Origin of the sequence: Claveliimonas bilis, from assembly GCF_020892095.1 — a bacterium.
GTDB classification, from domain to species: Bacteria; Bacillota; Clostridia; order Lachnospirales; family Lachnospiraceae; genus Claveliimonas; species Claveliimonas bilis.
The window spans coordinates 760,397-786,738 of sequence record NZ_AP024845.1; the positions used below are offsets into that span (position 1 = coordinate 760,397).

Genomic DNA, 26,342 nt, shown 5'->3' on the forward strand with positions numbered 1-26,342 from the left:
GTTCCATCCTCCCTTAACTCAATTATGATTCCTTTACCTTAAAATAGTCTTCTCCATTCATGCATCGGATTGCATGCGCTGCAACACCAGGTCCGATACAATAGCCGCAAAAACCTGTGACGGCGTAATAAACTCCCGGATATTTCTCCACTTCTCCGATATAGGGAAGCCGTTCCGGCGTAAATCCTTCGAACCCGGACCAGCTTCGCAGGATATTCAGTTTTTTGATTGAAGGAATAATATCCTGTGCTTCCCGCACGTTGAAACAAAGACCATCGATAGAAACATCCTTTTTTCTGTCATTATGATCCAGATCACCGTAGCCTTCCCGGCCTCCGCCTAACAGGATAGACCCTTCCGCCGTCTGTTTCATTGTCAGGGTCGGTGTGGTAATCGTATAATCGATAAAATGCGGTGCTTTCTCTGTAACTGTAATCATATTATGCTTCTCTTCAAAATCAATATGGACTCCCAGATCATTAAGCAGCCAATTGGAACGAATCCCACAAGCAACCAGAACCTTTTTTGCGTGATATTCCTCACCTTCTGCGTAAGCCACATATCCTTCCCCGTCCGGTTCAATCTTTTTGATAAACTGATGATCGTAAAATTCACATCCCAATTCTCTTGCTTTCATGAGAATTGCCACTCCTGCCTTCAGCGGATTAGAGTACCCGGACATGGGACTGAAATTAGCGGCGATCACATTGTCGCAGATATAAGGAACCTTTTCCTTCACCTGCTCCTTGGTAAGTCTTTCTATCGGCAGATTATTTTTCGCAAAACGTTCTTCCTGTTCATCTAGGAGGTGAAGATCCTCTTCCCGCAGGATGCAGTATAGTCCTCCAGTCCGATGGTATCCCACATCAATACCATCCTGATTCTGGAACTGATCCCACAACTGTGCCGCCAGAATATGTAACGGGAGGGATCTGGGCGGCTGCTGTAGAAGTTCCATTCCACCGGCGTTCACTCCAGACGCCTCATTACACGGATAATTTTTGTCTACAACTACAACTTTTTTTCCCTGCTTTGTCAGAAGATAGGCAGCGCTACATCCGACAATACCGGCGCCAATGATCAAATACTCTGTTTGTTTCACAAGCGATTCCTCCCTGCTTATTTATTTGTCTTAGACAATTCCCGAATATTACTCCACTCAAGAACCAATTTTTTCTCATCCTCACTGATCTCCCTTCGAGGACGACGGCAGATACCTTCTTCAAATCCGTATACTTCCTGAAGGATATACTTTACTGCCTGTGTCGGCTTTGGGAACCGCTCCGTCATATTGACTACCGGATAGAGCTGCTTATAGATTTCTAAGCCTTTCTGATAGTCTTTCTCAACAATCATTGCATTGTGGAAATCCGCCGACAGTTTTGGCAAAATGTTCGCTGTCATACTGATCCAACCGATAGCTCCGGTAGCATAGGAAGGATAGAGGAGGTAATCACATCCGCAAAGGACCGCTTTCTCCTCTTTTGCCTCTTCCGCCTCAAAAATAAAGTCTGTCATTACATCGATCACCATAGAAGCATCTTTCACAATCTTTACATGGGGCAGCTTATACAGCTCCTTCATCGTCTCTCTCGTGATCCCTGATGTTACATTCGGATTATTATAAACCATAATATCCAGATCTGAATGATCATTCAAATAAGTATAGTGATCAATGATCTCTTCCTGAGACTGATTATAATAGAAGGAAGGCAATACCATAGCGGCGTCTGCTCCCGCTTTGTAAGCATTGTTCATCAGTTCACAGGCATCCTCTACCCTTTCTCTGGAACAGCCCACGATCACTGACGCTCCTCTGTTCTTAATGTAAGGAACCATTTCATTTACATATTCTTTATGCTCTTCCAGTGTCACGCTCTGATACTCGCCTGCTGCCATCAACACTCCGATGCCGCCGATTCCATTGTCCATCATCCAGTCTGCATGCTTTTTAGCCGCTTCATAATTAAAGCTTCCATCCTCATTCATTGGTGTTACCATTGCCGGAAATACATGTGTAAATTTCTCTAAACTCATCTTTTTATTCTCCTTTTCTCTTTTATTTTTTCGTTTCATCAACCTTATTGGTTGTTTAAATACTTTAAGACATATTCCAGGTTCTCCCGGAAGGTTCCGCCCTCCACAAAGTTACCATTAAAGAGAGCACCTCCCATGGTGTATTCCGCGACCCCTGCTTCTTTCATGGCGTCCATCCTCTGCGTATTCCCGATGCTGCCCGCAATACATACTTTGTCCGCGCCCACGGCATCTACCACCGCTTTGGTCAGCTCTACCGGATCTCCATCCCTGTAACGATAAGAAGTAAGATCGATTCCTGCCGCTCCTTTCCCAATACAGTCTTTTGCCGACTGCACGATTTCTTCCAGGGAACCGGTCAGCTCTACCGGACTTCCCCCCACATTTCCACAGAACGGGGAGTACTGCAGCCCATGCTCTTTGGCATACCGGAATACAGAATCAAAAGGAAGTGTCCCGGTCAGATGGTCAAATCCACATTCATAAGCAAGCTTTGCGCCCTCCAGACACCCTTCTTCCGTATAGGTAACTACTTCTATGAATGTCTCTTTCCCTGCTTCCTTCATCTTCTTTGCCAGAGCAATCATCTCCTCTTTGGGAAGTCCCACATCTTTAAACCCCCACTTCTTCGCCGGCAGATCCTTGCATCCTTCAAAAATCTCTGCTGCATTTTTGACAGTTATGTCATTATTTGTCAGCATAATGATCAGTTCTGGTGACATATCCTTCTCTCCTTTTACTTTTAATCGTTTATCGTTGATTTATGGTTCTATACTACCATTGTTTTTAATTGTTTTCAATCATTGTTAATTGTTTATCATCATTTTTGCCATATATTACAATTATTTTTTCACTTTTTTATTAAATATGCACTATTCATTCTTTGTTTTCTATGTATTTATTGATTGTTTTTCGCTATTTTTAATCGTTTTCGCTTGTTTCTTGTATTTCTTTCGATTATTATTTATAATAGAATAAAACAACAGGGAGGATTTTTTATGAACACACAGAATAATTCGCCTTTCCCGGAAGAGCGGGAAGAAATTATCATGAATTTTCTTCACAATCAGGGCAGCATCAGAATTGGCGATGTGATAGATATACTGAATATTTCCCCATCTACCGCCCGTCTTCTTCTCCAGAAGATGCAGGATAAAGGGATGCTGAAGCGAACTCACGGCGGCGCGATCCTGATCGGCGAAGAAACTTCTCTTAGGAACGCCCCCCGTGATTTTATTAATATCGGCAACCGGGAAGCAAAGTTAAAGATAGCCTCTGCAGCAGCAGCGACAGTCGAGAACGGTGATTATATCTGCCTAGGGAGCGGAACTACCACCTTTCTGATGGCAACACTTCTCCACGGCATACAAGATCTGACAGTCGTAACAGATTCTATCCCCATAGCAAACGAACTTTTATATGACGAAGCTATCACCCTGTATGTTTGCGGCGGGTGGATCTTAAAACGTAACAATGCCTGCCGGGGGCTGACCGCCGAGAATTTCTTTCGCGACATCAGAGTAGATAAGGTCTATAGTGGTGCGGATTCCATTGATATTGAACTAGGAATAACCTCCGTAGATTTTGATCCGAGAACCGAAAGTGCCATCTGCCACTCTGGAAAACAATGTTACATCCTGGCCGACTCTACAAAATTCAAAATCCGTCCATATATGGATAAAGTGGTAAAAATCTCTGATATTGACTATGTAGTTACAGACGAGGGCATCGACAAAAAATATGTCCAGGCCCTGGAAAACGCAGATGTCAAGGTAATCATCGGTTAGCTATAGTCGTCTAAAAAAATTCCACCTTGCAAAGTGCAAACTCTGCGAGGTGGAATTTTTAAATCCTTAAAATATGAATTTTGTGTCAAAACTTCTTTATGGAGAAAGACTTCGGCGATTGATCCGGTAAACGGCAAGTCCCAGAGGTACCGTCAGGGCAAGCACCGGATAAAACATCTGAATGCTCACTTTTCCATACAGCACTCCTCCAAGCATAGGCCCAAGAGACATTCCCAGATCCAGTCCAATATAATACGTACTGTTTGCCAGCCCTCTTTTTCCTTCTCCGGCAAGAAGAATGGCCTTTGACTGACAGGCTGAACACATCATCCCATAACCGCCCGCCATAAAAGCCGCTGCCAGGAGCATCGTGATATTGCGGTTCATCACGCCCAGCAGGATAATCCCTATCAGGGCGCTGCATGAACTTAAAATCATAAAAAAGGAAAACGGACGGCTGTCAAAAAGACTGCGCCGCAATACCCGAAGAAGGAGCAGTACCGCTGCATATGCAGAAAAAAACAAACTGACCGTAACCGAAATCTGCCTTGCGTTTACATAGCTCACCAAAAAAGACTGGGTTGCACAATACGGTATCGCAAACAGCATAATAATAAATGCAATAGGGAGCACCTTCTTTTCCACAACCTGTACTCTTCTTTTTTCCTGATTTTCTCTTTCTTCTTTCGATACAGATACCGGTTCCCCTTTGTTCTGAACAAACTGTATGACAACAACAATCAATATACTGAATGCGGCTGCTACCAGAAACGCCGGCCTGTAGCCGATCCTTTCATACAGACTGACACCCACAGCCGGGGCCGCCGCCATCGCCAGTGCGTTCATAGCGCCGTAAATTCCCATTCCGGAACCAATCTTTTCTTTCGGGAGCAGCGTGGACATCCAGGTGGAAATACAGACAGAGCAAAGGGAAAAACCTATTCCATTTACAATTCTGGCTGCCACAATAAAAAGAGGCGACTGTGCGGCTGCGTATCCAACACTGGCCGCTGCCATTAATACTGCACCAATAAAAGACAGCTTATATTTACTGATTTTATCCGTAAAATTTCCAACAAAAGGGCGGCAAAAAAGGGAACAAATATTCATGAGTCCTCCGATCACTCCCATCAAAGCTGCACTTGCGCCCAAATTTTCCGAAAATCCTGTAATAAGAGGCGTCACAAGCATAGGACTTGCAAAATAAAAAAATCCCGAAATCAAAATCAGGATCCTGTCTCTCGTAACTATGTTCTGTTTCAAAAAAATACTCCCCCTTCCCGGCATATCTTGCCTTTCACATCAATGCGCAAAGAAAGACGCAGCCTAAACCGCATCACTTCTTTGCACACTGCCATGTTCCCTTAAAATCACTCAAAATTCTTTTCAATCAACGCACAGTATTCCTGAAATGCAGCTTCCTCCGCAAACACAGACTGGAGCGCATCTCTTATTCCTTTGTAATACCAGCCGATCATCTTTTTATCTTTCATGCGAAAACGATTCCAAAGGTCTTCCCCGACTTTAGGGTAATCCCTGTCAATGTCTCTCATATTTGACAGTTTATCTGCCAGAGCGATCATCTGCACCTCTCTTGGGGCCTGTCCGATTGAATGGATGGTTGCGCTTTTCCTTTCCATCCATGTCTTTGATTTATCTTCGCTCTCCCCCAGCACCATACCGGCTACTCTGGGGGAAAATTCCAACGCCAGGACATCTGCCGTGACTCCCTCACAATCCTCTATGGTATCATGCAGCACTGCAGCGCTGATAATTTCTTCATCCTTCGTCATTCCTGCCACGATTTCTCCCACTTCAATCGGATGGACGATATAAGGACGTCTTGTGCCTTTCCTTAGCTGTCCCTCATGCGCCTTTGTCGCAAATTGAATTGCCCGCTCTATCATATTCATACCTCTTTTTCATCCTCTGAATCCACTTTACATGCCTACATCATAGCACCTGTACTGATAAATAGCAACGCATAAATGACCTGCAATCAGATGAATTTCCCGTCAAAATGTGTTACTATGTTATATATTGGACAGCAGATCCTTCTGCTGCCCTTCTGATCTTTTCAAAAAGGAGCTGTCATATGAAAACATACACTTCTTCTGCCGAACATTTTGTGTTGATTACCGGGGCTTCCCGCGGCATCGGAAGAGCATGCGCCCTTCTTTTTGCCCGTATGGGATGGCATATTTTTCTCAACTGCCGCCGCTCTTTCCTGGAGCTTCAGGAAGTAGAAAAGAAGATCCAAAGCGAAACTCCCGGAAGCTGCACGATCCTCCCCGGCGATGTCGGGAATCCAAAGGACGTGCGGCAGATTTTTGATGCAATTTATCAGATATGTCCCTGCCTGGATGTTCTCATCAACAACGCCGGCATCGCCCACATCGGGCTTCTCACGGATATGACTGATCAGCAGTGGCAGGATATTATCAACACAAATCTTTCTTCTGTATTTTATTGCTGCCGCAGTGCCGTTCCCCCTATGATAACAAGAAAACAGGGTCGGATCATCAATATTTCTTCCATGTGGGGAACCAGCGGCGCTTCCTGCGAAGCTGCCTATTCCGCTTCCAAATCAGGAGTGCACGGTCTGACACGGGCGCTGGCAAAAGAGCTGGCCCCCAGCAACATTCAGGTAAACGCTGTCGCATGCGGCGTCATTGATACTGCCATGAACAGCCAGTTGGACGCCAGGGAACGGCAGGCGCTGGAAGAAGATATCCCTTCCGGCAGATTCGGCCGCCCTGAAGAAGTCGCCCGGCTTGTCTGGGATCTTTCCCAAGCTCCCGATTATCTCACCGGACAGATCATAGGAATAGACGGAGGGTATATCTGATGATATACCCTCCCTTTTCTTCTCTTTATTTTACCAGTCTCTGGATTTTTTTACTCTCCTCTGTACCTGCAGCGCCAAGAAGCTCAAAAAGCAGAGCCTCATATGTTGTCAGCACAGCCCCTTCCTCCTGTGCGCGCAGAATCGCCATCTCTTTGTCCGTATCTTTTCTGCTGGAAATGCAGTCTGTCACAAGAACCGGAATATATCCGTGCGCGCGCAGATCGATCAAAGTCTGCAGCACACAAATATGGGCCTCTATTCCGCACAGAACAATATATTTTTTCTCCTGAATGGACGGACATTCTTTTAGAACATCTTCATAAGCGCTGAAGCGGATCTTCTCCACAAATTCCTCTGTACGGGCAGCTTCCCTAATCTCCTTTACAGTCGTACCCAGCCCCCTGGTATACTGCTGGGTCAGAAATACAGGCACATCCAAAGTGCAAAGTCCTGCAAGAAGGATCGATGAATTTTCGATGAGACCTTCTTTTCCCGACATTGCCGGAACCAGTTTTTCCTGGTAATCAATTACAATTGCTGCTGTATGTTCGCGTTCTATTTTCATATCTACTCCATCTCCAATACAACTGGGCAGTGATCCGAGCCCATGATATCCGTCAATATTTCCGCACTTTTCAAACGGTTTTCCAGACAAGCAGACACACAGAAATAGTCAATGCGCCACCCTGCATTCTTCTCTCTTGCTTTAAACCGGTAGGACCACCAGGAATAAATTCCCTCCTTATCCGGATAGAAATAACGGAATGTATCAATAAATCCTGCATTCAGAAGTGTGGAAAATTTCCCTCTCTCCTCGTCAGTAAAACCTGCATTCTTTCGGTTTGTCTTAGGATTTTTCAGATCGATCTCCTTATGAGCCACATTCAGATCTCCACAGAAAACAACCGGCTTTTTCTCTTCCAGCTTCTTCAGATAAGCCAGGAAATCTTCTTCCCAATGCATCCGATACGGCAGCCTGGCCAGCTCATTCTGTGAATTGGGAGTATATACCGTAATAAAATAGTAGTCAGGAAACTCCAGAGTGATTACCCGGCCTTCCTGATCGTGTTCTTCTATTCCGATTCCATAGGATACAGAAATGGGTTCCTCCCTGGTAAATACCGCTGTGCCGGAATACCCCTTCTTCACCGCATAGTTCCAATACTGGTGATATCCCGGTGTTTCAAGGACAAGCTGTCCCTCCTGCATTTTTGTCTCCTGTATACAGAAAATATCTGCGTCCGCTTCTTTAAAAAAATCCATGAAGCCTTTCTGCACACACGCGCGGATCCCATTTACATTCCATGAAACAAATTTCATCTTTTGTTCTCCCTTCTGTCGTATCTGCCTGTGGCAGGCGGCAGTTAATAATATACTTTTCTTAAAAACAATCCCCTGGCCGGAGCAAGGAATCCGGCAAGACTTCTGTCCTCCGCTGCGATCACTACCGGAAGCTTGGATGCATCTCTCCTGCCTGTCCCCACTTCCAGCAGCGTTCCTGTCAGGATCCGCACCATATGATACAAAAATCCCGAACCATAGTAGGTAATCCGCACCTTTTCTCCGGAACGTACAATCTTGATATTATAAATTTTACGTACGGTATCATTTGTATCTTTATTATCTGTAAAACTGACAAAATTCTTGACACCGATCAGATATTTTGTCGCATCTCTCATTGCCTCTATATCCAGTTTTTCGGGATAATGATAACAATATCTGCGGGAAAATACATCCGGCTTCTCCCTGCAGTCAATATAGTATTCATACTTTTTTCCCTTTGCGCTTTTTCGGGCGTGGAAATTGTTTTTCACCAGCTCTACTTTCAAGATACGGATATCTTCCGGCAGATAGCGATTCAGAGATTCCTTCAATTCTTCCGGATCGTAGAGTCCTGACAACTTTACACTGGCCACCTGTCCTCTGGCGTGTACGCCGCTGTCTGTCCTCCCGGATCCGTCCACCTGAACCCGGTATCCCACAATTTTTCCAAGGCTCCACTCTATGATATACTGGATCGTATTGTCTGTGGTCGCCTGCCGCTGCCATCCCTGGTAACGGCTGCCGTCATAGGCAATCGTCAGCTTATAGTTTCTCATATCACTCACCCAATCTATCTGAATTTCCATTGAAATTTTTATAACAAAAGAAGAAGCCATTTCATGCTTCTTCTTTTATCTTATCACTTTCCCCGGGGATACGCAATTCATTTCTTAAGCATTTCCCCGATCCAGAATTTTCTTTATTTCATCCATGAATGTGTTGACATCTTTAAATTCACGATATACGGAAGCGAATCTGACATAGGCCACTTCATCCAGTTTTTTCAGCTCATCCATTACGATCTCTCCAATCGTGCTGCTGGGAATTTCTTTTTCCTCAAGGCTGAAAATTTCTGTTTCAATGTGATCGATACATTTCTGTATCTCTTCTGCCGAAACCGGCCGTTTATAGCAGGCACGAAGTACTCCTGATTCTATTTTCCCGCGGTTATACTGCTCTCTGTTATTATCCTTCTTAATGATGATCAGAGGGATCGTTTCAACTTTTTCATATGTAGTGAACCGTTTTCCGCAGACGTCGCAGGAACGTCTTCTGCGAATGGAATTTCCGTCCTCCGCCGGTCTGGAATCGATCACTCTGGTATCCGGATGGCTGCAATATGGGCATTTCATCTTGGCTTACGTCCTTTCTTCTGATTATATCTCCAGTATATAACCCCCGAATAGAAATTGTCAATTTTTTTACTTTTGTCTGTGGTGTTTTTCTTCATGTACTTCTACCAGAATAATATCCGGACCGATTTTCTGGATGCAGCAAAACGGAATTACATATTCCCCGCCGTCTCCAAACCATCCGCACAATTTCCCCCCTTTGGGGACAATAATGGATTCTATACATCCGCTGCATTCATCAAAGACAAGATCCGCCACATACCCTAACTTTCTGCAGTCGCATGCATTGATCACTTCTTTTTGCTGAAAGTCGCAAAGCCGCATTTTATCACCTCTTCTGCTATTTTATGCAAAAAAGGCAAATAGGTGTTAAGGCGCCATCACTTTTTCACTTTTAAAGGCACGGGCAATACAAGCTGTAAGTACTCCTCCTACAACCAGTGTTTCCGCCAGCGTTACTATATACTGCATCACCGTAATGTCTTTTGCCAGGATCCCCTGCAGCGCCAGTGCACTGTTGTAGATCGGAATGTAATACCTGGAAGGATCCGGCGTTCCGGTCTGGAACATAGTGAGAAGTCCGATTACAAGGACAAGCATATAAACCGGCGTAATATAGCTGGTTGCCTCTTTTGTTGTCTTCGCAAATACGGAAATAAGCGCTACAATAGCTGCATATAAAAATGCGATTGCAACAAGGAGAAGAGCCAGCATAACCGTCTGTTCCACATCCATCTGCAGATTCAGGCTTCCGCCGCTTGTTCCTGTCATGGATCTCATCATCAGCGGCATGCAGATAACCATTACTGCTACATAGATCAGGGAAGAAATCCCCGATATTACCATAAGGGCAAATACTTTTCCAAGTACAATAGAAGTCCGCTTGATAGGAGCGACCAAAAGGCTCGCCATAGTTCCCCGCTCTTTTTCACCGGCAATCATATCTGCACCGATTCCCATAGCTCCTGCAAACAGAAGTATTGTAATAAAGTAAGGAAGCATCAGCCCAAGGGCTTTTCCGCTTGCTTTATCCTCATCCTGTATTTCCATCCTGTCATTGTCTGAATTTACGGTGAATACTATAGTTGCCTCCGCATTTCCCATTCTTCCTGCCAGAAGCACCTGACGGTAAGCTTCCAGAGTTCCTCCTGAAATCTCCTGGTAAGCCTGTGCGGAATAATCTTCTGATGGATTATAGTAAGTCTTGATCTGTGGAATCTCATCTCCCGACTCGTACTGACTGATCGCCGAATCAAAATTTTCCGGAAATTCAATAATTAGATCGGCCGTTCCCTGCAGGATTTCATCTTCTGCCTGCTTTCTTTGTCCGTCATTTTTCACCTCTTTCAGATCGTAATCATACTCGCCTGACTCTAAAAACGCCTGAAAAGTTTCCGGCTGATTCTGAATATAGACAATTTCCTGATGTTCTTCCAGATCCTCTTCCATATTCTCTGCAAGATTACTGATGATCGTAAGAATCACTACCATGATAAGAACCGGCAGCAGAAAGACAGAAAATACCATTTTCCGGTCTTTAAAAATTCTCGCCATCTCTTTTCCGAAAATCTGTTTTATGCCGTTCATCTACATCTCCCCCTTCCCTGCTGCTGTATACAATTGAAAGAACGCGTCTTCAAGATCATGGGCTCCCGTGCAGGAAAGGAGTTCATGAAGCGTCCCCTCCGCTTCTTTCTTTCCATCAATGATCATGCCGATGCGGTCACAAAGCTTTTCTGCTTCTGACATAATATGCGTAGAAATGATCACTAATTTTCCTTCTTCCTTCAATTTCTTCAGATAATCTGTCACGCCTCTGGCAGTCACAATATCAAGACCGTTTGTAGGCTCGTCAAAAATAACGATATCCGGATCATGTACCAGACTTACTGCAATGGCAGCTTTCTGTTTCATACCGGTGGACAGCTCTTTGATCCTCTTATGAGCAAACTCTTCAATTCCAAAATAAGAGAAAAGTTCCTGTCTTCTCTTTTCCAGCATGTCTTCCGGCACCTTATGGAGTCTTCCGAAAAACCGGAACATATAATCCGGGTCAAACTGCTCGTCCAGTTTAATATCACTTGTCAGGAAACCGATACGCCTCTGTACCTCCTCCGGCTCCTCCTGAACCTCATGCCCATCTACATAAATCTGCCCCTCTGTGGGTTTAATGATCGTTGAAATACAACGCAGGGTTGTCGTTTTCCCTGCCCCATTCGGACCCAGGAGACCATATATTTCTCCCGGCTTTGCAGTGAGACTTAAACCGTCCACCGCTCTTTTATACGGATCTTTTGTATGAGATTCCGCCATCTGTTTCTTGTTCAGCTTATAAATTTTTGTCAGATTCTTAATCTCAACCATGTCTGCTCTCCTCCCTCTATTGTGTCACTGACTTAATACAAGTATATACCCCCCCCGAGAAATTTGTCAATAGAAAAATGTATTCTGTTAATAAAAAAACACTCTGCCATCTGCAATTTCCGCATTCTGACAGGGTGTTTTCTTTTGTTTTTTATTTTCTCAAACCAGGTGCTCTTATTTTATGATCGTTCCTGTTCTTCCCCGCAGTCCGTCTTTCAGTTTTTCCAGAGAAGTAATCAGGGCGATCCTTCCTTCCCGCTTTTCAATAAATTCCACAGAAGCCCGGAATTTCGGCAGCATATTATGTTTACCAAAATGCCCTTCTGCCATATATTGTTTTGCTTCTGCCACGGAAATGCATCCGATCTCCGACTCATTTGGCGTATCAAGATTAATTCTTACTTTCTCTACACTTGTGAGAATGATCAGCTCATCCGCGTCAATCTCTTCTGCCAGCTTGCCTGCTGCCAGGTCTTTTTCAATGACGGCACTTGCTCCTTTCAGACGATGATCCAGCTGCATTACAGGGATTCCGCCGCCGCCGCATGCAATGACCAACTGTCCGGCATCAATTAATGTTTTTATTGCATCAATCTCTACGATCTTTACCGGGTTGGGTGCTGAAACGACTCGGCGGAAACCTTTGCCCGGCTCTTCCACCACATAGTTTCCTTTCTTTTTCTCCTCTTCCGCTTCTTCTTTCGTCATATAACGCCCCAGTACTTTTGTAGGAGTATAGAACGCTTCATCATAGGGATCAACAATCACCTGTGTAAGGATTGTGCTGACTGTGCGATAAATCCCCCGGTTCAACAACTCTTCCCGGATGGCATTTTGTAAGTCGTACCCAATATACCCCTGGCTCATGGCTGAGCAGACAGACATTGGAGCCGGAGTATAATCCTGATGCACCTTTCCAAATTCGTTCATTGCAGTATGGATCATCCCCACCTGCGGGGCATTGCTGTGCGTGATCGCAACCTGATATCCTTCCTCCACCAGTCCGGCAATTGCTTTGGCAGTATGCTTTACCGCCTCTTTTTGTTCTGGCAATGTGGTTCCCAGCGCCCGATGTCCCAGGGCAACTACAACTCGTTTCTTCATATATGTGTCTCCTTTGAATTTCCACGTATTTTTCACTGTTGGAATAACTGTTGAAATATAAGAGAATTATATTATTTTTCATGTAAAATTGCAACTTCTATTCCTTTTTCCCGTAAGATTTTCATAATCATTCAGCCTTGATTTTTCTCACAGTCATGCTATACTTTTCTTATGGGGTATTAGCGCAGTTGGGAGCGCGTCACACTGGCAGTGTGAAGGTCACGGGTTCAAGTCCCGTATACTCCATTTTTTGATGCCTTTTATTATTTGCTGATATTCCACATACCGCAACTCTCACAGTTTCTTCTTTTTCCTTAGCAAATGTCTTACTCCGATTCCAATGCCTGCCGCTGCCGGCAGCGCAAGGAAAAAAGTCACCGGATCTGCTGCATTGCTGCTGTCTTTTTCTTTCTTTTGTTCATCCTTTTCAAATACTTCCCTCTCCAGTCCGAGTGCCTTTTGAACCGGTCCTAAAAGTTTTTGAACCGCCGTCTCTTCCGGCACAATTTCGATCATCACTGTCTCCACTGCCTGATTCTTCGCTTCATCTTCCGCCTGGACTTCGATCTCGTAAATACCGGCACCTCTCACATTCACAGAATGGCTCCGGCTCTTTTCCGCCAGCACTTCTCTCTTTCCATTTACCTTAACTGCCGTAAGCCAGTCTTTCTCTCCTCGGATACGAATATCGGCATTGGCTTCTGTCTCATACGATTTCCCGTCTGTGATTCCCCGGATCAAAATATCCGGAGCTGTGTGATCGATGGTAAAATCAGCCCTCGCTTCCGACCGGTTACCTGCCTGATCTACGGCTTCTACCTTCATCTGATGCCTGCCTTCTTTTGTCAGAGACTGTCCCGGAAAATAAAATCTGCCATCTACCGTCATAGTGCAGGAGCAACTGGTAAAGTCCTGTATATATTCTGTCTCTGGATAATTCCAACAAAATTCTTTAAGATACCTTCCATCCATTTCACTGACTTTTGAGATTACAGGTGCCTTTTTGTCAATGACAATCTGTGCCTTTGCCCCGGCTGCAAATCCCGCCATATCCTCTGCCTGAAGTTCCAGCTGATATTTTCCTTCCTCTGTCAGCTTCTGACGATAAACCTTCTTTCCTTTCTCTTCAGACCAGCCTTTGTTTTTGCTTAATGTTTCTTTTCCTTCCGGATCGCTTCTCACAATACGCACATCTGCTGTCTTTAACAGATTATCATCAGAAACCGTAAAAACAACTTCTGTATCCTTCCCCGTAACCGTATAATCTGCCACGCCCTTTATTTCAGCAATAGGGAAAGTACGGTCAATAAAGGCCCTGCCCTCCCAGCTTGCGGCATTTCCGGCATAATCCCAGGCCACTATGCGGATAGCAACTGCCTTGCCGCCGCTGGAATGCTCTCGGATCCGAAATTCCGCCTTCTCTTCTGCCGCATTTACTCCATCAATATTTTCTGTTTTCTGTCCATTTACATAGCACACAATGTTTTTTACCCCACTTCCCAAGGCTCCGTCTTCTGCTGTCACCTTCGCACAGGCTTCGTACTGATGCCAGGCTGTATCCGGAAGCTGCACCGCCATTATTGGTGCTGTTGTATCAACTTTAAATTCAATTTGCTGATGCCGGATCTTTTTCCCTTCATCTTCCATCCATATTTCCAGAATACTGGTCCCTTCCTGAAATTCCTCCGGAGAGATCACCGCAACGCTTCCCCCTTCCTTCAGACGTCCTTCCTTTTTTCTGTCTCCGGACTGGAGAGAAAATACTGTCTCCCCTCTTTTCCCCGGATGTGTGATCTTTACAGTTGGAGGCGCCGTATAATACAAAGTCTCTCCTTCCGGCTTCTCATACTCTACCCGGTAGAGGACAAGGGGATCCGGCTCGGCTTCCTCCCCTTCTTCCTCTTCCCCATTCTCCTGCTCCTCCCCAATCTCCCGGACATCCCGGCTGTCCGGATCCTGGGCAAAAATGTCCTGCTGCCGGTACAAAACCGCCAAAAGCAGAATAAGTACCAGAAGCTGCCCTGCTATCTTCCTACCCATACATTCTCTCCTTCCACTTTTATATCATAGATTGCCTTCAGCTTCTTAAATTCTTCGTCTGAAGCAATTCCGGGAACCTCCTTCAGATATTTCTGTATGGTCTGCGCACATATCTGCCGATCCGTGCCGCTGTTCTGACACTGCATACGGATAAACTGTATCCGAAGCGTCCCGGAATCCTTTAACTCTTCTATGCCCTGACTGCAGACCTCCCACGCTTTTTCCTGATCGTTGTTCTTTTCATATAGAAGCACCAGCTTTTCATAGATCTGTTCCCTTTGCTCTGAACTTTCCTCCATATCCAGAAGCTCTTCATATACTCCGGCAGCATTCGCGATTTCCTCTGTCTGTTCATACGCCGCTGCCAGCTCTCTTAAAATCTCTTTCTGTTTCCGGCCTTCTTCGTCTTTCTCCTTCCATCCTTCCAGTTCCAGACAATGTGTTCCGATCTCTATCACCCGCCTTTTGGCACTTTCTGCTGTCAGATGCCTGTATCCCCTAAGCAGACTGTAATAATAACGAAAGTCTTCCCTGTCCGGTATCTGCTCTTCTATCTGTCCCAGGAGATCTGCCAGCTCTTTTTCTTCCATTTCCTCCCCGGAAGCCAGATAGGCGGAAAGTTTTTCATAGCATGCGCCGAGAGGTTCCGTCTTTGCTGCCCCGGCAAAAATTTCTCTGCTTTTTTCATAGTCTTCCAGATCGAGAAAATACAGAAATCCCAGGTCAAATCTAAGTTTTGTCTCCTCCTGTCTGTCTAAAGTATCTTCTGCCTGCCTCGGTTTCTCACTTTCCCGATTCTCTGTCTGATTTTGCGCTTCTCTTTCCAGCTGTTTTTTCATTCTGCCTTTGCCGTCCAATACACTTCTCCCCGCGCCGAAAAAAAGGATCAGCAACACTGCTGCCAATATTGGAAAGAGCAGCTTTTTCTTTGATATTCTTTTATTCTCACTTTGTATTTTGGAAAATTGATCTGATATTTCTTGAAAATTATGATACTGTTTTTTGAATTTTCTTTCAGTCTCCCGACCGGGATCCTGACTTAAACATACGGCAATGATCCTTTGAAGTCTCCGCCTGTCCCTCCTGCGTATGGGAGGCGCGGTATCTGCTGCCGCAAAAACATACTGATAAGTTCTTCCCAGACTATAAATATCGTCTGACATACTGATTCTTTGGTAATGCTTGTTATCTTCTCTCTGGAAACTTTCCCGCACTTCCCGCCTTCTCATCTTTTTCAAAAGCTCTTTTTGCTTTCCGCTTTCCAGATTAAGAAGATGTACCATTCCTTCGGAACCGATAATAATGCTGAAAGGGTTCACATACTGAAAACAGGGATTCCCCCGGCATCGATGGAATTTCTCCAATTCTCTCGGAATCTCTTTCATCCAGCGAAGAAGAAGCTCCTGTGGCACAACAGGGTGGTGTTTCAAATACGCTGCAAGGGTCACTCCCCCAACGCAGTCCGTACTGGCGTAGCACCGCCCCTGATTTTCCACAAGCTTCCACACTTCATATTCTGTCTGTTCCTGCATCCGTTCACCTCCTATTTACATAATTTTTATTATATGTTAACTTATTTGTTGTTCGGATGCAAGCATTTTTTTCATTTTTCTAATGATCCGTTTCAAGATTCTGCTGCTGAAGTTTTTTCATCTGTTGCATTTCCCGCCGGATCAGTATAACAGTTGTAATAAAAGCAATGGTATCTGCTGCCGGTCCGGCATACAGGATTCCGTCAAGCCCCATAAACAGCGGAAGGATCAGAATGAAAGGAATCAGAAAAATGACCTGCCTTGTCATAGACAGTACAAGACCTTTTACCGGTTTCCCAATGGCTGAAAAGAAATTAGATGAAATAACCTGGACTCCATTTGCAATTACCATAAAAAGGAAAATCCTCATAAACCGCACTGCAAATTCAAAATACAATTGATCTCCCGTTCCAAAAAGAGAAATGATCTGATAGGGGAAGAATTGAAACAGGATAAATCCAACTGCTGATATGGTCAGATTGGCTCCGATCGCCAGCTTGTATGTCTGCCGCACCCTGTCGTACTGTTTCGCCCCATAATTGAAACCGATAATGGGCTGCGACCCCTGAGAGATTCCGATCACAAAAGCAAGAAGGATCGCGTTTGTCTTCATTACAATCCCACAGGCAGCCAAAGGAATTTCCATGCCGTAAGCCGAATCTGCCCCATAGAAGGTCAGAGAATTATTCAGCACAATCTGAACAAAAGTAATAGCCAGCTGATTTAAACTGTTGCTCATTCCAAGAGATGCTGTTTTTCCACACTCCTTCGGAATCAACCGTATGTCTTTTCCTTTGATTTCCACACTTTTGAATTTCCGGATATACAAAACTGCTGCAATAAATGAACAGAACTGGCCGATGATCGTCGCCCAGGCTGCCCCTGCAACTCCCAGATGAAAAACAAAAATAAAGATCGGATCAAGGATCGTATTGATAACCGCACCGATCAGCATACACGTCATGGAATATTTAGGACTTCCGTCAGCCCTTGCCAAATTGCTCATGCCATTCGTCACGATCAAAAAAGGCATACCAAGTGCGATAATCCGCGTATATTCTTTCGCATAGGGCATAATCTCCGCGGTGGCTCCAAAAACAGTCAGGAGAGGATCCAGAAAAATCTCAATTACTATAGCATATATGATGCCAAAAACAACCATCATACTGATTCCGTTCCCTACCACCCGAGCTGCGTCTTCCTTCTCTCCGGCTCCCAGATGAAGGGAAAACCGCGAAGCGCTTCCAATACCGATCAAAAGGGCAATGGCAAGACAGATGGTCGTAAGAGGGTAGGAAACATTTGTTGCCGCGTTTCCGAGATATCCGACTCCCTGCCCGATAAAGATCTGATCCACGATATTGTAAAGCGAACTCACTACCATGGCGATAATGCTTGGAATCGCAAATCCTCTTAGAAGTTTTGATATTTTTTCGTATCCCAATGGGTTCTCTTGTTTTGTCATTGTCTCATTCCTTATCTTTATTCTTTCATTTTTATAATCTGTACAGCTCCGATCCTCCGGGCTTCCTCCTCTTTATGAGTCACAAAGATCACCGTTCGTCCTGTACATTTCTCTTTTGTATATTCTATTACTTTCTGCTCTGTCTCCTTATCCAGTCCCCTAAAAGGCTCATCCAGAAACAGGATGTCATAGGGCGCAAGAAGGGCACGCAGGATTGCCACCCTTCGTTTCATTCCTCCCGACAGCTGGCTGACCATCTGATCTTCACTTCCGGTTAGATCTACTGCCCTCATTTCCCGCAGGATTTCTTCTCTCGTCTTTTCCGGACAGGCAAGGCGGATATTTGCCAGCACACTTAAATTTTCACACAGCCTGTCCTCCTGAAAGACAGCGCTTTTTCTTAAACCTCCCATCCCCCGGCATTCTCCCTCGTCTGCTGTCTCTAATCCCATCATGATCCTAAGGAGGGTTGTTTTTCCGCAGCCTGATCTTCCCATAATGCAGGTTATTTTTCCCCGCTCTGCTTCCATGGAAAATTCCTTCAGCACCTGATTGCTTCCATAACGTTTTCCAAGCCCTGTCACTTTTACTGCTGTTTCTTTCATCTGCTTTGTTTTCTCCTTCTGCATACGGATTACCTTTTATCCATACTGTTCAAATATTTCACAAGGACATCAATCAGTTTTAAAAACCCCTTTTCAAAGAACACACTGATACAGATGATCACTATAGTCCATGCAAAGAGTTCCGCTGTATCCAGATAGATTTTTGCGTTATACAGATTCTCTCCGATGGAGTTTTGGGGAATACCGATCACTTCCGCCGCCACTCCTGCCTTCCAGCATAGTCCCAGCCCCAGAGAGCACCCTGTCCGGAAAAAGGGCATGATCTGTGAAAGATAGATCCACCGCACTCTTTGCATGGCAGGAATCTGAAATACATCTGCCATTTCTTTCAGCTGAACATCCATATGGCTGATCCCGTCCAGAACATTGGTATAAATAATAGGAAATACCATTAAAAAGGAAATGACAACAGAAAGATTGCGCGAAGATACCCAGATCAGCACAAGAATTACAAAGGAGGCCACCGGGATAGATTTCACTGTCACAATAAACGGTTCCAGAAATTCCCGGACTCTCCGTGACACTGCTGCAAGGGCTGCCAGACCGGTCCCTGTCACAACCGCCAGCAGAAATCCGCCCATGATCCGAAGCAACAAGGATGCAATGGACAGCCAAAATTCACTTTTTGCCGCCAGTTTTACAAGGGCAGACAGAACAGTGACAGGAGACACCAGAAGTATCTCCTGTCCGATCCACATACTCACGGCCTGCCAGATTACAAGCCATACGGCTACTGCCCATATTTTTATTTTTCCTTTATTCTTATTCTTCTGTGTAGTAGAAGTCATCGTTCGGCAGTTTTCCTCCTACAGACTCCGGATTCTGTTCCAGTAAAACGGACAGATATCCGGAGAGTTTCTCCTTCATTTCATCTCCGTCTATATAAGTGATATTACATTCAGGAAGCGCTTTTTCGGCCACATCAGCAGTTACAATCTCATACTGTCCTACAAGCTGTGCTGCTTCCTTTGTATTTTCATTTACATACTCTACGGAAGTCTCATAACGCTCCATAAAATCAGCAACAGCTTCCGGATGCTCCTTGGCAAACTCGCTGCGCACCACAACGACTCCGGTAAGAAGTGCACTTTGCTCCTCTTCTTCTCCCTGAAGTTTATCCCACTCTTCTGTCAGATCTAATGCCACCTTCAGATTCGGATTCTTGGCCATAGCTGTCGTGACAAAGGGCTGTGGAAGCATTGCGATCCCTGCTGCATCCTGGGCAAGAGCTGCCACACATTCGGAATGTTCGCTTTTCCACTCAATCGTCACATCTGCCGCAGGATCAATTCCATTTTGTTCCAGAATATAATTCAGCGCATATTCGGGAGTGGCTCCCTTTCCGCTGGCATAGATCGTCTTTCCTTTCAGATCTGCCGCAGATTGAATCGAATCTCCATTTTCTACAATATAAAGAACGCCCAGCGTATTGATCGCAAGCACCTTTACATCGCCTTCCGTTTTGTTATAAAGCACAGAGGCTACATTCGCCGGGACTGCGGCAATATCGGTTTTCCCCTGTGAAATTGCAGGAGTCACCTCATCAATGGATGCGGCAATATTAAAATGATAGTTTTCTGTATCAATCTCTCCTTTGTCAGACTCGTCCATCATCCTTACCATTCCCATGGCAGTGGGACCTTTCAGAGCCGTAACATTGACATCTACCGGTTCGGCTTCCGTCTCCTGCTTCGTTTCCTCTGTTGTCTGTGTGTTCTCTGTATTATTTCCACAGCCTGCCAGCATACTGGCCGTCATTGTCAATGCCAGAAAGGCCGCTGCTGCTTTTTTCATTTTCATGATCCGTCTCCTCCTTCTCCCTCATCGTATCGACGCTATTATATCCCTTTTTCCGAATATTTGTAAAGGGACAAAAAGAGTTCCGCAAGCGGAACTCTCATTGGTCTTTCTATTTTACAGATTATATGGCCGGAACAAATGTCTTGGGATTCCGTCTACCATAACCGGTGATACATCACCCTGGATCAGCGGACGAACATAAGCGACAAACTCATCTGTCACGCCTGTTCCCTCTGCATTTACCCATTCTCTTGGAACGAGTTTTTCATCGTTGGCAATCTTATGAACATCCTTTACTTCTGTTCCGCACTGGTATGGATCATCAGACAGTCTCTGGAGCACTACCATTTTTCCTGAATCTCCTTCATCTGCAGCCTTTACTGCAGCACCACCCACCTGATATGCTTCCAGGATATCCACTCTGGACGCTGCGTGGGAAGCAGAACGCTGAAGCGTGCTAAGTTCAATTGCCCTTGTCTTACATCCGATCTCACCGGCAATAAAGTTGGCAAGATAGGACGCTGTTCCGGACAGCTGCTTATGACCGAACGCATCTACAAAGTCAACACTGTTTCCAAGCTCACATACATAAGTTCCGTCTTCGGTGCGGATTCCTTCTGAAACTGCAACTACAACAGACGGTTTCTGGGAAAGCAGCTCTTTTACCTTTGCGCTGAATGCCTGCAGGTCAAAAGGAAGCTCCGGCAGATAGATCAGATCCGGTCCCTCGCAGTCCTCTCCTTTGGAAAGCGCCGCCGCTCCAGTCAGCCAGCCTGCATTTCTTCCCATAATTTCCACAATACTTACCAGCCCTTTACTGTATTCCAGACAGAAACTGTCCCGGATGATTTCTTTTACAGAAGTGCCAATATATTTTGCCGCACTTCCGTAACCCGGCGTATGGTCTGTCAGGGCAAGGTCATTGTCAATTGTTTTCGGGCAGCCGATGAAACGGGTCGGATGTCCTGTCACAATAGCATAATCGGACAGCTTTTTGATCGTATCCATGGAGTCGTTTCCTCCGATATAAATAAAGGCTTCGATATCCAGCTTATCCAATATTCCAAAGATTTTTTCATATACCGCTCTGTCTTCATGGATCTCCGGCAGTTTATATCTGCAGGATCCAAGGAACGCTGCCGGTGTCCTCTTTAAAAGCTCTGCGTCAAGTTCTGTCGTAATATATTCGGAAAGATCCAGATATCTCTCCTGAAGGAGTCCCTGTACACCGTGGAGCATGCCGTACACTTTGTTGGCTCCTCTGTCTTTCGCTGTACGATATACTCCTGCAAGACTGGAATTGATTGCCGCTGTAGGTCCTCCTGATTGTCCTACGATTACATTTCGTCTCATATTTTTACCTCCGTCCTATACCTCAATAAACCTATTTTAGTATATTTCAACATATTTGTCCACAAAAACAATTTATATTTGTGTATTTTAACAATCAATCCTCTTTTGCCCAGCCATAAGAATACCGCACTGCTCTTTTCCAGCCTTTCAGTTTTTCTTCTCTTTGCTCTGCAGAAATCTGAGGAGTAAATACCCGGTCTGACGCCCATTTTTCCCGGATTTCCTCCTGACTGCTCCAAAAGCCTGCTGCCAGCCCTGCCAGGTAGGCTGCTCCCATCGCTGTTGTCTCTACGCATTTCGGCCTGTTTACCGGCGCCCCGCTTAAGTCTGCCTGCACCTGCATAAGGAAGTTATTTGCACTGGCTCCGCCGTCTACTTTCAGAGCGCTTAAGGTAATGCCGGAATCTGCCTCCATGGCTTTCAGCACATCATTGACCTGATAGGCAAGGGATTCCAAAGTTGCACGGATAATGTGGTATTTATTGACGCCTCTTGTAATTCCCACAATGGTTCCCCTTGCGTACGGATCCCAGTGAGGCGCCCCCAGTCCTGTAAAGGCCGGCACAACATAACATCCGTTTGTGTCCTCCACTTTTCCGGCCATATACTCCGAATCCTCAGCTGAATCAATGAGCCTCATCTCATCCCGCAGCCACTGGATTGCTGCGCCCGCCACAAAGATCGAGCCTTCCAGGGCATAGTTTATTCTTCCATCCAGCCCCCAGGCAATGGTTGTCAAAAGTCCGTTGTCGGAAAATACCGGGCTTTCTCCTGTATTCATTAAAAGGAACCCGCCCGTCCCATATGTGTTTTTGGCCTCTCCCGGCTGAAAACAGGTCTGTCCGAACAGAGCCGACTGCTGGTCTCCGGCTGCACCTCCAATGAGGATACGTCCTCCGAAATAAGAAGGATCCGTCTCCCCGTAAATATAGCTTGACGGTTTCACCTTAGGCAGCATGGATGCCGGAATATCCAGAAGAGCCAAAATCTCTTCATCCCACTGCAGGGTGTTGATATTAAAAAGCATGGTTCTGGACGCATTGGAATAATCGGTGACATGGATCTTCCCCTTTGTCAGCTTCCAGATAAGCCACGTCTCTACTGTACCGAATAAAAGCCGGCCTTTTTCCGCTTTTTCCCTGGCTCCTTCCACATGATCCAGGATCCATTTGATCTTGGTGGCGGAAAAATAAGCATCAATCTTCAATCCTGTTTTCTGCCGGATCTTTTCCTCCCAGCCGTCCGCGATCAGCTTATCGCAGAACTTTGCTGTCCGTCTGCACTGCCAGACAATGGCCCGGCATATGGGTTCTCCTGTTATCTTGTCCCATACGATCACTGTTTCCCGCTGGTTCGTAATTCCGATCACTGCAATGTCCGAGGCCTCCGCTCCGATCTTGCTCATGGCTTCCACTGCCACTCCAAGCTGGCTGGACCAGATCTCGTCCGCGTCATGTTCCACCCAGCCGGGCTTCGGAAAATACTGGGTAAACTCCTTTTGGGCCATGCTGCAGATCCTGCCCTCTTTGTCAAATAAAATACAGCGGTTGCTCGTTGTGCCCGCATCCAGTGCCATTACATACTTCGCCATAGCTTCTCCCTTCTTCTATTCGACACGTAGTAAAGTTAAAAAGTGTTACGTGTCAGATTGCATGAAACGGTGGGTCAAACTGCGTTTTACGGTGGGTTTTTTTGCATATTTCCTACATCCGTACCCGGAAACTTTTCTCATCTTCTTCCAGGGGAAGATCCTTTGTATCCATCCAGTCGATCCGGATAAAGCTGTCATGGCTTAGTCCGTATAAAAGCTTATCTACCAGCTGGGGACGCCCCTGTATTTCCAGAGTAACGGTCCCATCCATCTCATTTCTTACCCAGCCGGTAAGTCCCATGGATTTTGCCAGATATTTCGCCTTATATCGGAAGCCCACACCCTGTACTAATCCCTGAAAATGAATCCTTTTACGCACCTCTGCCATACCGTTTTCCCTCCGAATTGTCTTCTGATCTTCATTTTAATTCTTTTTCGTATGTCTGGCAAGTATCACTGCCCAAAAGCGGTCCACACTATTAAAAGATTCTCACTGTCCAAAGACGCTTTGATTTACACCCGCATTGCCCCGGACATAACACACCCGCCTGCCGCGCCGGCCTGCATCACTTCCTCCATCTGCCCGCTTCCCATGTGTATTCCTCCGATGGCATAGACAGGTACGCTGACAGACTGGCATACTTCTCTTAAAAATCCCAGCCCTCGGGGCTTTAAATCCTTTTTACAGTCCGTCTGGTAAATATGCCCTGCGGTCAGATAGGAAACGCCCAGCAGTTCTGCTTCTTTTGCCTCCTCCAAAGAGTGGACGGATGCGCCAATGACCGGAAATTCCGGCAGTCCTTTCTTTCCGCCATGTTTTCTTAGAAGAGGCAGCGGAAGATGGATTGCTGCCGCCCCTGCTTCCCTGGCTGCCTGTACAAACGTATGGTAAATGCAGGGGACCTCATACCTTTTGCATATAGCATAAACTTCTGACGCCAGCCGTCCGTATTCCTCCTCGCTTAGATCTTTTTCCCGGACGAGCACCGCTTCCGGTCTTTTCAGACAGATTCTTTCTATCTGCTCCATGTAGGGGCGCGCGGTCAGTTTCCGGTTTGTCACTGCGATCACATGTTCCCAGTTTTCCCTCTCTGTCTTTCTGCACATAGGCTGCCTCCTACACATAAATGGCGTCCGCCATAACGGGCTGCAGGTGATGTTCCCGCAAAGCTCCATAGATTTCCTCCACAGACCGGTCGTCGGAAATCTCGAACTGCTCATCCCCTTTATCCTGGACTTCCTCCCCGTGTTCTCCGATTCCGGTACTCACCCCGGCAGAAATTTTAGTGGCTGCGATCTGCATCAGATTATCCCTCACTCTCGCGCACTCCCGGCTGGACACGGTAATCCCTGCAAAAGGCATAAACAGCCTGTAGGCGCAGATCACCTGAAGGAGCTGTCTTTCGTGAACATCCATAGGATTGATCCTGTCATTGTTGATGATCGGGCGAAGTCTCGGACATGAGAACGCAATCTCTGCATGGGGATATTTTTTCTGTAAAAGATAAGCGTGCATTCCCGTGGCAAAAGCGTCCTTCCTGAAGTCGTCCAGCCCCAGCAGCGCTGAGAGTCCCACTCCTCGCATTCCTCCCATCAGCGCTCTTTCCTGAGCATAAAACCGATATGGGAAAATTCGCTTATGTCCGGCCAGATGAAGCGTTTCATATTTATCCGGATTGTAAGTCTCCTGAAAAACTGTCACATAGTCCGCTCCGCACTTGTGCAGATAAGCGTATTCATCCGTATTCACAGGATAGATTTCCAGCCCGATGACTTTAAAATATTCTCTTGCCATTTCCACTGCTTTTCCAATGTATTCTACTGTAGATTTTTTCCGGCTCTCCCCGGTAAGGATCAGGATCTCCTGAAGTCCGGTCTTTGCAATGGCCGCAAATTCCCGGCGGATCTCTTCTTCATTCAGCTGTGCCCTGCGAATATGATTATGGCAGTTAAAGCCGCAGTAAATACAGTAATTTTCACAGTAGTTTGCTATATAGACCGGAGTAAACATACTGACAGAATTTCCGAAATATTTCTGTGTCTCTGCCTGGGCCTTCCTTGCCATCTCCTCCAGAAGGGGAAGGGCCGCCGGAGAAAGAAGCGCCTGAAAATCCTTAAGCGTCCTTCTTTCCTTTGCGAGGGCGTTTCTGACGTCACTTTCTGTAAAAGAATCATAGTCATAGGCTTTCGTTTCCGCCAGCACCTGCTCCAGCATATCCGACGGAATCTGTTCCATATCCGGCAGATAAGTCATATGATCGATCCGATGTTCTTTTTGGTGCTCTTTGATCTCGTCACTTAAAATGCTTTCGTTGATCTTTTCCATCTCTTTCCCCTCCTAGTCTCTCAAATATCCTGTCAGCGGGGAAGAAGCGCTTCCGCCCCTTGCCATGGTCTGTCCCATTCCCGCAAGATAAGCGGCCCGTCCTGCCTGCACGGCAAGCCCCATAGCTCCCGCCATTGCCTTTACATCGCCGGAAGATGCGATGGCCGTATTTGCCATGACAGCCGCTGCTCCCATCTCCATGGCCTCACATGCCTGGGACGGCCTTCCGATCCCTGCGTCTACGATAACAGGCAGGTCGATCTCATCAATAAGAATCTGGATAAATTCCTTTGTGCAAAGCCCTTTATTGGAGCCGATAGGCGCTCCCAGAGGCATAATGCAGGCTGCTCCCGCATCCGCCATATCTCTGGCCGCATTGAGATCCGGATACATATAAGGCATCACCACAAATCCTTCTTTTGCCAGAATTTTCGTTGCCCGGACTGTCTCGTAATTATCCGGCAGCAGATATTTGCTGTCGCGCATGATCTCAATCTTCACAAATTCACTGCCGCAGACTTCCCGGGCCAGCCTGGCAATCCTCACTGCCTCCTCGGCGTTCCTTGCCCCCGAAGTATTTGGCAGTATGGTTATTCCTTCCGGTATATAATCTAAAATATTGGCAAGTCCGCCCTCATTTGCTCTCCGAAGAGCCATGGTCACGATCTGCGCTCCGGCGTTTTCCACAGCCGCCTGTATCAGATCCAGAGAATACTTTCCGGATCCTAAAATAAATCTGGATGTAAATTCGTGATCCCCCAACTTCCATGTATCTTTTTCTGTATTCATCTTTC

27 protein-coding genes and 1 tRNA gene are annotated in these 26,342 nt (G+C 45.9%); 3 read left to right on the forward strand and 25 right to left on the reverse strand.

From position 1 onward, the window contains the following. Nucleotides 1-22: 22 nt before the first annotated feature. From EUBC25_RS03785 to EUBC25_RS03795, 3 genes are read right to left on the reverse strand one after another with little or no spacing between them, the layout of a single operon-like run. Nucleotides 23-1,102, reverse strand: a complete 1,080-nt coding sequence (locus EUBC25_RS03785) for an NAD(P)/FAD-dependent oxidoreductase (protein WP_230106888.1) — start codon at nt 1,100-1,102, stop codon at nt 23-25. Nucleotides 1,103-1,119: 17 nt separating this feature from the next. Beyond that, nucleotides 1,120-2,037, reverse strand: coding sequence for a dihydrodipicolinate synthase family protein (locus EUBC25_RS03790; protein ID WP_230106889.1), 918 nt, complete (start codon nt 2,035-2,037; stop codon nt 1,120-1,122). A gap of 44 nt (nt 2,038-2,081) precedes the next feature. Continuing rightward, nucleotides 2,082-2,759 (reverse strand): hypothetical protein, encoded by a 678-nt coding sequence (locus tag EUBC25_RS03795; protein WP_230106890.1) that lies wholly within the window; start codon nt 2,757-2,759, stop codon nt 2,082-2,084. 276 nt (nt 2,760-3,035) lie between these two features. Here EUBC25_RS03795 and EUBC25_RS03800 point away from each other — a divergent pair, with 276 nt between their 5' ends. After that, complete coding sequence (locus tag EUBC25_RS03800) at nt 3,036-3,824, forward strand: DeoR/GlpR family DNA-binding transcription regulator (protein WP_230106891.1); 789 nt, start codon at nt 3,036-3,038, stop codon at nt 3,822-3,824. Nucleotides 3,825-3,920: 96 nt separating this feature from the next. On the opposite strand, the gene EUBC25_RS03805 is transcribed toward EUBC25_RS03800, so the two are convergent. Then, entirely contained in the window at nt 3,921-5,087 is a 1,167-nt protein-coding gene (locus tag EUBC25_RS03805; RefSeq protein WP_230106892.1) for an MFS transporter, read from the reverse strand. A gap of 107 nt (nt 5,088-5,194) precedes the next feature. Further along, the gene (locus EUBC25_RS03810) at nt 5,195-5,731 is read right to left on the reverse strand and encodes an HD domain-containing protein (RefSeq protein ID WP_230107544.1); all 537 of its coding nucleotides are present in this window, start codon (nt 5,729-5,731) and stop codon (nt 5,195-5,197) included. A 188-nt stretch (nt 5,732-5,919) separates the two neighbouring features. Here EUBC25_RS03810 and ymfI point away from each other — a divergent pair, with 188 nt between their 5' ends. Continuing rightward, nucleotides 5,920-6,672 (forward strand): elongation factor P 5-aminopentanone reductase, encoded by a 753-nt coding sequence (gene ymfI / locus EUBC25_RS03815; RefSeq protein ID WP_230106893.1) that lies wholly within the window; start codon nt 5,920-5,922, stop codon nt 6,670-6,672. A gap of 25 nt (nt 6,673-6,697) precedes the next feature. On the opposite strand, the gene EUBC25_RS03820 is transcribed toward ymfI, so the two are convergent. The 8 genes from EUBC25_RS03820 to arcC form a co-directional block, all read right to left on the reverse strand. After that, a complete protein-coding gene (locus EUBC25_RS03820) occupies nt 6,698-7,237 on the reverse strand; it encodes an isochorismatase family protein (protein ID WP_230106894.1) in 540 nt (179 codons plus the stop codon). A gap of 2 nt (nt 7,238-7,239) precedes the next feature. Then, complete coding sequence (gene xth, locus EUBC25_RS03825; RefSeq protein ID WP_230106895.1) at nt 7,240-7,992, reverse strand: exodeoxyribonuclease III; 753 nt, start codon at nt 7,990-7,992, stop codon at nt 7,240-7,242. 44 nt (nt 7,993-8,036) lie between these two features. After that, nucleotides 8,037-8,771 (reverse strand): tRNA pseudouridine(38-40) synthase TruA, encoded by a 735-nt coding sequence (gene truA, locus EUBC25_RS03830; protein WP_230106896.1) that lies wholly within the window; start codon nt 8,769-8,771, stop codon nt 8,037-8,039. Between the two features lie 114 nt (nt 8,772-8,885). Next, complete coding sequence (gene nrdR / locus EUBC25_RS03835; protein ID WP_230106897.1) at nt 8,886-9,347, reverse strand: transcriptional regulator NrdR; 462 nt, start codon at nt 9,345-9,347, stop codon at nt 8,886-8,888. Nucleotides 9,348-9,416: 69 nt separating this feature from the next. Continuing rightward, complete coding sequence (locus tag EUBC25_RS03840) at nt 9,417-9,671, reverse strand: PRC-barrel domain-containing protein (RefSeq protein ID WP_230106898.1); 255 nt, start codon at nt 9,669-9,671, stop codon at nt 9,417-9,419. A 45-nt stretch (nt 9,672-9,716) separates the two neighbouring features. Further along, nucleotides 9,717-10,934, reverse strand: coding sequence for an ABC transporter permease (locus tag EUBC25_RS03845; RefSeq protein WP_230106899.1), 1,218 nt, complete (start codon nt 10,932-10,934; stop codon nt 9,717-9,719). Next, nucleotides 10,935-11,711 (reverse strand): ABC transporter ATP-binding protein, encoded by a 777-nt coding sequence (locus EUBC25_RS03850; RefSeq protein ID WP_230106900.1) that lies wholly within the window; start codon nt 11,709-11,711, stop codon nt 10,935-10,937. A 174-nt stretch (nt 11,712-11,885) separates the two neighbouring features. Further along, entirely contained in the window at nt 11,886-12,815 is a 930-nt protein-coding gene (gene arcC / locus EUBC25_RS03855; protein ID WP_230106901.1) for a carbamate kinase, read from the reverse strand. A gap of 173 nt (nt 12,816-12,988) precedes the next feature. Between arcC and EUBC25_RS03860 the strand changes: the two genes are divergently transcribed. Beyond that, a tRNA-Ala gene (locus EUBC25_RS03860) sits at nt 12,989-13,061 on the forward strand. Nucleotides 13,062-13,109: 48 nt separating this feature from the next. On the opposite strand, the gene EUBC25_RS03865 is transcribed toward EUBC25_RS03860, so the two are convergent. The 12 genes from EUBC25_RS03865 to EUBC25_RS03920 form a co-directional block, all read right to left on the reverse strand. After that, entirely contained in the window at nt 13,110-14,855 is a 1,746-nt protein-coding gene (locus tag EUBC25_RS03865; RefSeq protein ID WP_230106902.1) for a hypothetical protein, read from the reverse strand. Next, nucleotides 14,840-16,387: a tetratricopeptide repeat protein gene (locus tag EUBC25_RS03870; RefSeq protein WP_230106903.1), complete on the reverse strand. Its 1,548-nt coding sequence runs from the start codon at nt 16,385-16,387 to the stop codon at nt 14,840-14,842. Before EUBC25_RS03870 ends, EUBC25_RS03865 begins: the two co-directional genes overlap by 16 nt. Nucleotides 16,388-16,466: 79 nt before the next feature. Continuing rightward, nucleotides 16,467-17,852, reverse strand: a complete 1,386-nt coding sequence (locus EUBC25_RS03875) for an MATE family efflux transporter (protein ID WP_230106904.1) — start codon at nt 17,850-17,852, stop codon at nt 16,467-16,469. A 17-nt stretch (nt 17,853-17,869) separates the two neighbouring features. Further along, nucleotides 17,870-18,457: an ATP-binding cassette domain-containing protein gene (locus EUBC25_RS03880; RefSeq protein ID WP_230106905.1), complete on the reverse strand. Its 588-nt coding sequence runs from the start codon at nt 18,455-18,457 to the stop codon at nt 17,870-17,872. A gap of 29 nt (nt 18,458-18,486) precedes the next feature. Further along, nucleotides 18,487-19,266, reverse strand: a complete 780-nt coding sequence (locus EUBC25_RS03885; RefSeq protein WP_230106906.1) for an ABC transporter permease — start codon at nt 19,264-19,266, stop codon at nt 18,487-18,489. Continuing rightward, complete coding sequence (locus EUBC25_RS03890) at nt 19,241-20,272, reverse strand: ABC transporter substrate-binding protein (protein WP_230107545.1); 1,032 nt, start codon at nt 20,270-20,272, stop codon at nt 19,241-19,243. The genes EUBC25_RS03885 and EUBC25_RS03890 overlap by 26 nt, the downstream gene beginning before the upstream one ends. 120 nt (nt 20,273-20,392) lie before the next feature. After that, nucleotides 20,393-21,631, reverse strand: a complete 1,239-nt coding sequence (locus EUBC25_RS03895) for a 6-phosphofructokinase (RefSeq protein WP_230106907.1) — start codon at nt 21,629-21,631, stop codon at nt 20,393-20,395. A 94-nt stretch (nt 21,632-21,725) separates the two neighbouring features. Beyond that, a complete protein-coding gene (glpK, locus tag EUBC25_RS03900; protein WP_230106908.1) occupies nt 21,726-23,222 on the reverse strand; it encodes a glycerol kinase GlpK in 1,497 nt (498 codons plus the stop codon). A gap of 112 nt (nt 23,223-23,334) precedes the next feature. Beyond that, nucleotides 23,335-23,610: an acylphosphatase gene (locus EUBC25_RS03905; protein WP_230106909.1), complete on the reverse strand. Its 276-nt coding sequence runs from the start codon at nt 23,608-23,610 to the stop codon at nt 23,335-23,337. 125 nt (nt 23,611-23,735) lie between these two features. After that, the gene (locus EUBC25_RS03910; protein WP_230106910.1) at nt 23,736-24,329 is read right to left on the reverse strand and encodes a thiamine phosphate synthase; all 594 of its coding nucleotides are present in this window, start codon (nt 24,327-24,329) and stop codon (nt 23,736-23,738) included. A gap of 10 nt (nt 24,330-24,339) precedes the next feature. Continuing rightward, nucleotides 24,340-25,548 carry a 2-iminoacetate synthase ThiH gene (thiH, locus tag EUBC25_RS03915; RefSeq protein ID WP_230106911.1) on the reverse strand — a complete coding sequence of 403 codons (1,209 nt, stop codon included), beginning with the start codon at nt 25,546-25,548 and terminating at the stop codon, nt 24,340-24,342. 12 nt (nt 25,549-25,560) lie between these two features. Next, nucleotides 25,561-26,337: a thiazole synthase gene (locus tag EUBC25_RS03920; RefSeq protein WP_230106912.1), complete on the reverse strand. Its 777-nt coding sequence runs from the start codon at nt 26,335-26,337 to the stop codon at nt 25,561-25,563. Nucleotides 26,338-26,342: the final 5 nt, after the last annotated feature.